This is a genomic window from Allohoeflea poritis (genome assembly GCF_027889715.1).
Taxonomy (GTDB): Bacteria; Pseudomonadota; Alphaproteobacteria; order Rhizobiales; family Rhizobiaceae; genus Hoeflea_A; species Hoeflea_A poritis.
On the sequence record NZ_JAPJZH010000007.1, the window covers coordinates 269,833 to 277,445 of the forward strand.

Sequence of the window (7,613 nt, forward strand, 5' to 3'; positions counted from 1 at the left end):
GCCGCATCAAAAGCGGTGGTTAGCTGCTTGCTCCGGGCGCATAGGCGGCATCGATCAACCGTTTGGCGGCGCGGAACGCCGCTTCTATATCCATTTCGCTCGTATCTAGCAAGTGGGCATCTTCAGCCGGGCGCAGGGGCGAGTCGGTGCGGGCGCTGTCGCGGGCGTCGCGCTTCTTCAGATCCGCCAGAACCGCGTCGTAGGAAAGCCCGTTTCCGGCGGCGCTGATCTCATCGTACCGACGGCGCGCGCGCACTTCCGGCGTGGCGGTGACAAAGAGCTTCACCGGCGCCTGCGGGCACACGACCGTGCCGATGTCGCGACCATCCAGCACGGTACCGGGCGGGCGGGCCGCAAAGCGCTGTTGCGCCTTGACCAGCGCGGCACGCACTTGCGGCATGACCGCGACACGCGATGCCGCCTCGCCGATACCATGCGCCGACAGTGTGGCGCGGTCGAGCCCGCCGAAATCGAGTTGTGATGCAATCGCGGCGGCCTGCCTCTCGTCATCCAGCGGCACACCGGCATCGAGCAACGCCCTGGCGACCGCTCGGTAGGTCAGGCCCGTATCGAGATGGTGAAAGCCGTAGCTTTCGGCGATATGGCGCGCCAGCGTGCCCTTGCCGGACGCGGCCGGCCCGTCAATGGCGACGGTAAAGCCGGCCATCAGGCGGCCTTCCGGCCGCGCTCGATGATCGCACCGAGACCGGTCATCATGTCCATGAACTCCGGAAAACTCGTTGCGATGATGGTACTATCGTCGACCGTGACGGGTTTCTCCGCCGCCAGCCCCATAACCAGAAACGCCATGGCGATACGGTGATCGAGATGGGTCTCGACGACAGCGTCTTCGGCGACGGCGCCGAGGCCGCGGCCGCCCGGGACACCGCGCACCCGCAGAGAGGTCTTGCCCTCATCGCAATCGACGCCGTTGCGGCGCAATCCTTCCGCCACGGCGGCAAGGCGGTCGGACTCCTTGACGCGCAGTTCCTCAAGGCCCTCCATGACGGTCTCGCCCTCGGCAAAGGATGCGGCGATGGCGAGAACCGGATATTCATCGATCATCGACGGCGCGCGCTCCGGCGGCACCGTCATACCCTTGAGCTCGGAGGCGCTGACGACGAGATCGGCGACATCCTCTCCGCCGGCGCCCCGCTGATTGACGATCTTGATGTCGGCGCCCATTTCGAGCAGCGTGGTGATGAGACCGGTGCGCGTCGGGTTCATCAGCACATTCTCGATGGTCACCCGCGATCCCGGCACCAGCAGTGCGGCGACCAGAGGAAAGGCCGTGGAGGACGGATCGCCCGGCACGTCGATATCCTGACCGGCCAGCTTGCCCTGGCCTGAAAGCATGATCGTGCGCACGCCGCCTGCGTCCGTCTCGACGGAAAGTTCGGCGCCGAAGCCGGCAAGCATTTTTTCCGTGTGGTCGCGGGTCATGACCGGCTCGATCACCGTTGTCGTGCCCGGCGTGTTGAGCCCGGCCAGAAGCACGGCGGACTTGACCTGCGCCGAAGCCATCGGCACGCGGTAGCTGATTGGAATGGCAAGGTCGGGGCCACGCAGGGTGACCGGCAGGCGGTCTCCGGCCTCGGCCTTGACCTGCACGCCCATCAGGCGCAGCGGATCGAGCACCCGGCCCATCGGCCGCCGCGACAGCGATGCATCGCCGATGAAGGTTGCTTCGAACGCATAGGTGCCGACAAGGCCCATCGTCAGGCGCACGCCCGTGCCGGCATTGCCGAAATCGAGCGGCGCCTCCGGCTCCAGCAAAAGGCCGTTGCCCAGCCCGTCGATGATCCAGGTGTCGTCCTCCTTGACGATGTGCGCGCCCATGGCCTGCATGGCACGGCCGGTGGCCAGCACGTCCTCGCCCTCAAGCAGGCCCCTGATGCGGGTGCGTCCGCTGGCCAGACCGCCGAGCATGAAGGAACGGTGCGAGATCGACTTGTCACCGGGTATGCGCACGGTGCCGGTCAGATTTTCGGATTTGTGCGCGACCGCGGGTGTCAGCGAAGCGCCATGGGTCATCGATTTGCTGTCCTTGAGAGCCTGCGTCCGAAACGGACCGCCGGCGGGCTTTTCCAGTGTTTCGCGCACCGTCTAGCACAAGGAAAAATCGCCGTCATCCTCCGGCGCCCGCCGGCATGCCGATTTTCGCAAGTTAGGCTTTGACAGACGCTGCCAAGATGGGTATGGGGTCCGGCACATCAAAAACCGGCGACGCTGCGCAACGGCGCCAGGGCGACCTGCTATCGGCGGCCGGCGGATTTGATGGGCTGAACGCGGAACACCGCCGATCTGAACGTTGCAGCATGGCGGACGATGAATCGGCTCCGGCGACAATCCCGGAGCGGCGACCTGAAAGACCAAGAGGCCAGCAAAGTGTCAAAGCCTGAACTCGGAACCAAACGCGTCTGTCCCGAAACGGGCCGCAAATTCTACGATCTTAATCGCGATCCGATCACTTCGCCCTATACCGGACAAACTTATCCGCTGACATACTTCGAGGGTGGCGAACCGGAACCGGAAACGGAGAAAGCGGATGTTCAGGCCGAGAACACCGAAGTGGAAAAGGAAAGCGCAGACGTCGAGATTGTTTCCCTGGAAGATGCCGACGAGGAGGCATCCGATACCGGCGAAGCCATTCCGGATATCGATTCGGACGACGACGACGTCGATCTCGGCGACGATGACGACAACACTTTCCTCGAAACCGACGACGAGGACGACGACGACGTCAGCGGCATTATCGCGGTTTCCGACGACGAAGAGGAAAGCTGACCGCTCACTGTTTCCGCCCGGCCGGAGCGGCCGGGTTTCAAGCATCAGCGAAATTTCAGGCGCGCGGATACATTTTCATCTTGATCTCCGCGACCAGCGGCATTAGAAAGCCGCACCTGTTGGGGCCATAGCTCAGTTGGGAGAGCGCTTGCATGGCATGCAAGAGGTCAGGGGTTCGACTCCCCTTGGCTCCACCAAATTCCCATATATCTCATGGATGGACTGGCCAGACTCGCTCTAGAACGCGAAGTGTGCGGGCGGCGGAGCATGTCCCATGCCCCGCCAGGCACGCCAGTCAATATCCCTTGTTGGCGGCTTTGTCAGCCGAACTGGACTCTGCGGCACACGGCTCCGCGGCCGACCTTGCCCTTGCGCGTTTCACGGTCAAGCCGCCTGTTGCACTCGCGGCGGGCACGCTTGCATGCCGTGCTCATCTTGCGGGCGTTGGCCCCGCCCCTTGCCACGATCCGCTTCGTGTCAGAAGCACGATACTCACAATAGGAGGCATGTGCGTACCCGGCGCTGCCGGCAAACACGGACGCGGCAATCGCCGCGGACAAAGCAAGTTTGAGACAATGCGTTTTCATAACAGTCGCTCCTTTGATCGACGTGACGGCCATGAATGCCGCCATTTTCAGTTGCCTCGTCAAAGTGGCGACGGCTTGTTTCAGTTCATTGTCTGTCAGGAGCCGACGGTGTTTCCATTGTTTCCGGCGCGTTGCAGGAACGGAACCAGACATCGGGCGACACAGGTGCTTTCAAAATAGGAATGACGGGCCCAAAAAGAGAGTGCGGCCCCTCCGTCCAAGGACCGGGAGGACCGTTCGAGTTTCGAAGACCACCCGCAAAATCAATCCTGGTCCAACACTCAAGCCTCCGACAGGACGCTCCAGGACAGGCCGAATTTCTCGAGATACTTGCGCAGCCTGTCAGCGTCGTTGCGGCTGGATTTGGCGGCACGGGATGCGGAATAGAGTGTTCGTCCCGCTTCGCTCAGCGTCCTGCTGGTCTGACAGGTCCTGATCACGAAGGCCAGTTGCACCGCATCGAACGGGTCGATCTCGTCCGCCTTTTCACCAAGGAACCGGCGCACAAGCCGATCGTCCTCATCACGCGTCGCACTTGCCCATTGACGTTTGAGGAAATCGATCTCCTGATCAACCATGGGCAACGTTATGCGGGCGCGTGGCGCAAGAGTGCACAATCTTTGCAATGATGCGCCCAAATCACGAAAATTTCCGGGCCATAGTGTTGCGGGATCAGTCGCAAAGCGGATGTAGCGCTGCAGCGCATCGACATTGAATCCGACACGGTCACCGAGTGTTTTCTCGGCGCGCCGAAGTTCGAATTCGATGTTCGGCTCGATATCCTCGCGGCGTTCGCGCAATGACGGCAACTCAAACGTCCAGAGATTGAGCCGCGCAAACAGGTCCGCGCGAAACTGTCCCTCGGAGACGAGCAATCCCAAATTTCGATTTGCACCGGCAATCAACTGGAACCTGCTTGTTATCTCGTGATCCGATCCGAGCGGAAAGAACTTGCCCGTTTCGATCGCATGCAGGATCATCGCCTGTTCGTCCAGTCCGAGTTCATCAATCTCATCAAGAAACAGGATTCCGCCATCTGCTTCCCTCAGCAGGCCGCGCCGATCGCTGGATATGCCGGAAATACCACCGCGCCGGTGACCGAACAGTGTCGACATGGCCCGTTCACCCTTGAGTGTGGAGCAGTTGACATGGACGAACCGGCCCTTCACCCGGCGACGCTGAAGCTTCAGCTCATAAATGCGCTCGGCCAGCTCCGATTTTCCGGTCCCGGTCGCACCGAGCAACAGGAGCGGCGCATCGCTTGAGGTGGCGACAAGTTCTATCCGTTCGATCAAGGTGTTGAACGCCTCATTGCGGGTTTCTATTCCCGATTTCAGAAGCGCATTGTATTCATCCGCCACCAGGTCGAAGCGCTGCTGCAGGGCGTTGTATTTCGAAAGATCGAGATCAACGATGTTGATCTGACCATCGATCCCGTCCTCTTCGGTCCTTGGCGGCGACGTCTGCAGCAGTCGCGCCGGAATATGCCTGCTTTCTGTAAGCAGGAACCAGCAGATCTGCCCCACATGCGTGCCAGTGGTCAGATGAACATGATACTCCTCACGCTCCTCGTCAAAGCCATAAGCGCGGGCAAAATCAAAAAGTGCCCCGTAGACTTCCTGGAAATCCCACGGATCGCTGAGATCGATCTGCTGCAACAGAACTTCCGTTGTCGACCGGCTGTCTTCGATCTCACGCTTGATCGCGTGAGCGAGCCGCGAGAACTTCCGGTCAAAGATCAGTTCAAGACGCTCGACCGGAAAATCCTCATGCCTGGTGAGCGCGACCGTCGGTCGCCAACGTCTCCTTTTTCCCGCGTCAAGCTGGGTGCCGAGAAAACCGAGGACTACATTTTTCTTCATGTCCTATCTGTTAGTATATTTTCCTATAATTTTGAATAGTTTATTTTCTCCCGCAAAAATTGAAAATTGAAATAATCTCATAATTACAGATACTTAACTTATTTTCCTTTTTTGATTTAAGCGGAAGCGCCTTTCTCTCACAATGCAGCTGTATCGAAGAAGGAAGAGAGAAATGGCGAACAAATCCGTGTTTGCGTCCATGCGAGGCCGGATGCTCCCGAAGACCGACGCAGTCAACAAGGAAGGGGCTCCGGCCTACGCTTATGAGGACCGGCAGAAACTTGCACAACTGGCCATGACCGGCACGATCGGCGACCTGTTTTATCAGGATGCCGAGGTCGAGCTGGACGCGGTCCTGGACGTCGCGAACAAGGTCGAGCCGGAGTATCTGGCAAAGGCTGCGATCCACGCCCGGCAAAGAGGCCACATGAAGGATATGCCGGCCCTGTTGCTGGCGGTCCTGGCATCGCGGGATCCGCAGATCCTGTCGGTTGCCTTTCCGCGGGTTGTGACGAACGGCAAGATGCTGCGCAATTTCGTTCAGATCATGCGGTCCGGGCAGACGGGACGCAAGTCGCTCGGCTCGCGCCCCAAGGCTCTGGTCGCAGGCTGGCTGAACAGCGCCTCCGACAGACAGTTGCTGCAGGCGTCCATCGGCAGCAATCCGTCTCTGGCGGATGTGATCAAGATGGTTCATCCGAAGCCCGGCGACGCGAGGCGAGAAGCCCTGTTCGCCTGGATGATCGGCAAGCCGTGCGATCTCGACAAGCTGCCGGAGGCGGTTCAGGACTATGTCGCGTATCAGGACAGGGGCGATGGACCCCTGCCGGACGTGCCGTTCCAGATGCTGACGCATTTGCCGCTGACCGCGGAGCACTGGGCGCAGATCGCCCGCAGCGGAAGCTGGCAGATGGTCCGCATGAACCTCAACACCTTTCTGCGCCGTGGCGCCTTTGGGGTCAAAGGCGTGACGGAAGAGGTTGCGGCGACCCTGGGCGACCGGGAACGCATCAGGAAGGCACGGGTATTCCCGTACCAGCTGATGACGACATACCAGTCCCTCTCAGGGGATATGCCGGTGGAAATTCGGAATGCGTTGCACGACGCGATGGAAGTCGCCGTCACCAACGTGCCGAAGATCAGCGGACAGGTTGTCGTGTGCCCGGACGTTTCCGGCTCCATGACCTCGCCGGTCACCGGCTACCGCCCGGGTGCCACGACAGCGACGAGGTTCGTGGATGTTGCGGCACTTGTGTCGGCAGCGTTCCTGCGGCGCAACCGCGGAACCCTGGTCCTGCCGTTCGAGTTCGGGGTTCGAGACGTGACGCTCGAAGCGCGCGACACGATCCTGACCAATGCGCGGCGGCTGGCCGATCTGGCCGGTGGCGGAACCAACTGTTTGGCTCCGCTGGAATGGCTGATCGCCCGCAACCAGGCACCGGATCTGATCGTCTTCGTTTCGGATAACCAGTCCTGGGCCGATACGGACCGCAGGTCCGCCGGAACGCCAATGATGCGGAACTGGGAAAAGCTGACGGTCCGCAACCCGAAGGCAAAACTGGTCTGTATCGACATCGCGCCCTACGGCACGACCCAAGTGAAGTCCCGTGAGAATGTTCTGAACATCGGCGGGTTTTCCGATGCGGTCTTCGATCAGATCGCCGCCTTCGCTGAAGACCGGCTTGGTCCGGATCAGTGGGTCGGAGAGATCGAAGGGATCGAACTGTAAAGCAAAGAATGGAAGCGGGCAGCACCCCGCTTCCAACCGAACCGGAATTGAACTGGTGAATGCCGATGGAGCAACAGCTCTCGACCCGCTCCTGGCGTTGACGGAACAGACCGGGGTTCGAGGAGAGGTTTCATCTGTCCTTGTAACCAGACCAAAACTGAGAGGAATGAAACCCGGCGAATGCAGAAGGAACTACATTGCACCAGACCAGGGATGCTCCGAGAGGGTTCGACTCCCCTCCTTGCAGGCGCCTTCAGGCGGGGATGTTCTTCATCCCTGAGGCGGGACTCCCGGTTGTTTCTTCACCCCTTGTCGCCGGATTGAGGGGAATAATTACCTGGCGAATGCGGACGGAACTACATCCAACGCCGGAGGTTATGTGGGTGGCACCACATCGCGGTGAAGTCACCGTGTAGCTCAAACAGCCCAGAGCACCGGCCTATTTGTTTCATCCACACCTTGTCGCCGGGACTGAAATGAAGGAATTCAGGGCGAATGCCGGCAGAACTACATCGACTTCTAATCGCCAGGTCGCGGGTTCGAGTCCCGTCGCTGCAACCACATTGATGCATGTCCGACCCGGAGACATAGGTAACGGTTTGTACCGGAGACATGGGTTACAACCTCGTGCCGAACGGGTTGTCGATT

6 protein-coding genes and 1 tRNA gene are annotated in these 7,613 nt (G+C 60.3%); 3 read left to right on the top strand and 4 right to left on the bottom strand.

The window, feature by feature from the left end:
- Positions 1-19: 19 nt before the first annotated feature.
- Positions 20-667 carry a (d)CMP kinase gene (cmk, locus tag OOZ53_RS13605; RefSeq protein ID WP_271090141.1) on the bottom strand — a complete coding sequence of 216 codons (648 nt, stop codon included), beginning with the start codon at positions 665-667 and terminating at the stop codon, positions 20-22.
- Positions 667-2,034, bottom strand: coding sequence for a 3-phosphoshikimate 1-carboxyvinyltransferase (gene aroA / locus OOZ53_RS13610; protein ID WP_271090154.1), 1,368 nt, complete (start codon positions 2,032-2,034; stop codon positions 667-669). The genes cmk and aroA overlap by 1 nt, the downstream gene beginning before the upstream one ends.
- Before the next feature lie 354 nt (positions 2,035-2,388).
- On the opposite strand from aroA, the gene OOZ53_RS13615 reads away from it, so the two are divergent.
- Both OOZ53_RS13615 and OOZ53_RS13620 read left to right on the top strand, forming a co-directional pair.
- A complete protein-coding gene (locus OOZ53_RS13615) occupies positions 2,389-2,787 on the top strand; it encodes a TIGR02300 family protein (RefSeq protein WP_271090142.1) in 399 nt (132 codons plus the stop codon).
- Positions 2,788-2,908: 121 nt separating this feature from the next.
- Positions 2,909-2,984, top strand: a tRNA-Ala gene (locus OOZ53_RS13620).
- Between the two features lie 123 nt (positions 2,985-3,107).
- Here OOZ53_RS13620 and OOZ53_RS13625 read toward each other — a convergent pair.
- Both OOZ53_RS13625 and rtcR read right to left on the bottom strand, forming a co-directional pair.
- A complete protein-coding gene (locus OOZ53_RS13625) occupies positions 3,108-3,419 on the bottom strand; it encodes a hypothetical protein (protein WP_271090143.1) in 312 nt (103 codons plus the stop codon).
- 236 nt (positions 3,420-3,655) lie between these two features.
- Positions 3,656-5,236, bottom strand: a complete 1,581-nt coding sequence (gene rtcR, locus OOZ53_RS13630; protein ID WP_271090144.1) for an RNA repair transcriptional activator RtcR — start codon at positions 5,234-5,236, stop codon at positions 3,656-3,658.
- A 172-nt stretch (positions 5,237-5,408) separates the two neighbouring features.
- Here rtcR and OOZ53_RS13635 point away from each other — a divergent pair, with 172 nt between their 5' ends.
- The gene (locus OOZ53_RS13635) at positions 5,409-6,965 is read left to right on the top strand and encodes a vWA domain-containing protein (RefSeq protein WP_271090145.1); all 1,557 of its coding nucleotides are present in this window, start codon (positions 5,409-5,411) and stop codon (positions 6,963-6,965) included.
- Positions 6,966-7,613: the final 648 nt, after the last annotated feature.

What these genes read in the sequence shown, in the direction of transcription:
- aroA (WP_271090154.1), bottom strand. Translation starts at nt 2,034, where the DNA reads ATGACCCATGGCGCTTCGCTGACACCCGCGGTCGCGCACAAATCCGAA.
- OOZ53_RS13635 (WP_271090145.1), top strand. Translation starts at nt 5,409, where the DNA reads ATGGCGAACAAATCCGTGTTTGCGTCCATGCGAGGCCGGATGCTCCCG.
- rtcR (WP_271090144.1), bottom strand. Translation starts at nt 5,236, where the DNA reads ATGAAGAAAAATGTAGTCCTCGGTTTTCTCGGCACCCAGCTTGACGCG.
- OOZ53_RS13625 (WP_271090143.1), bottom strand. Translation starts at nt 3,419, where the DNA reads ATGGCGGCATTCATGGCCGTCACGTCGATCAAAGGAGCGACTGTTATG.
- cmk (WP_271090141.1), bottom strand. Translation starts at nt 667, where the DNA reads ATGGCCGGCTTTACCGTCGCCATTGACGGGCCGGCCGCGTCCGGCAAG.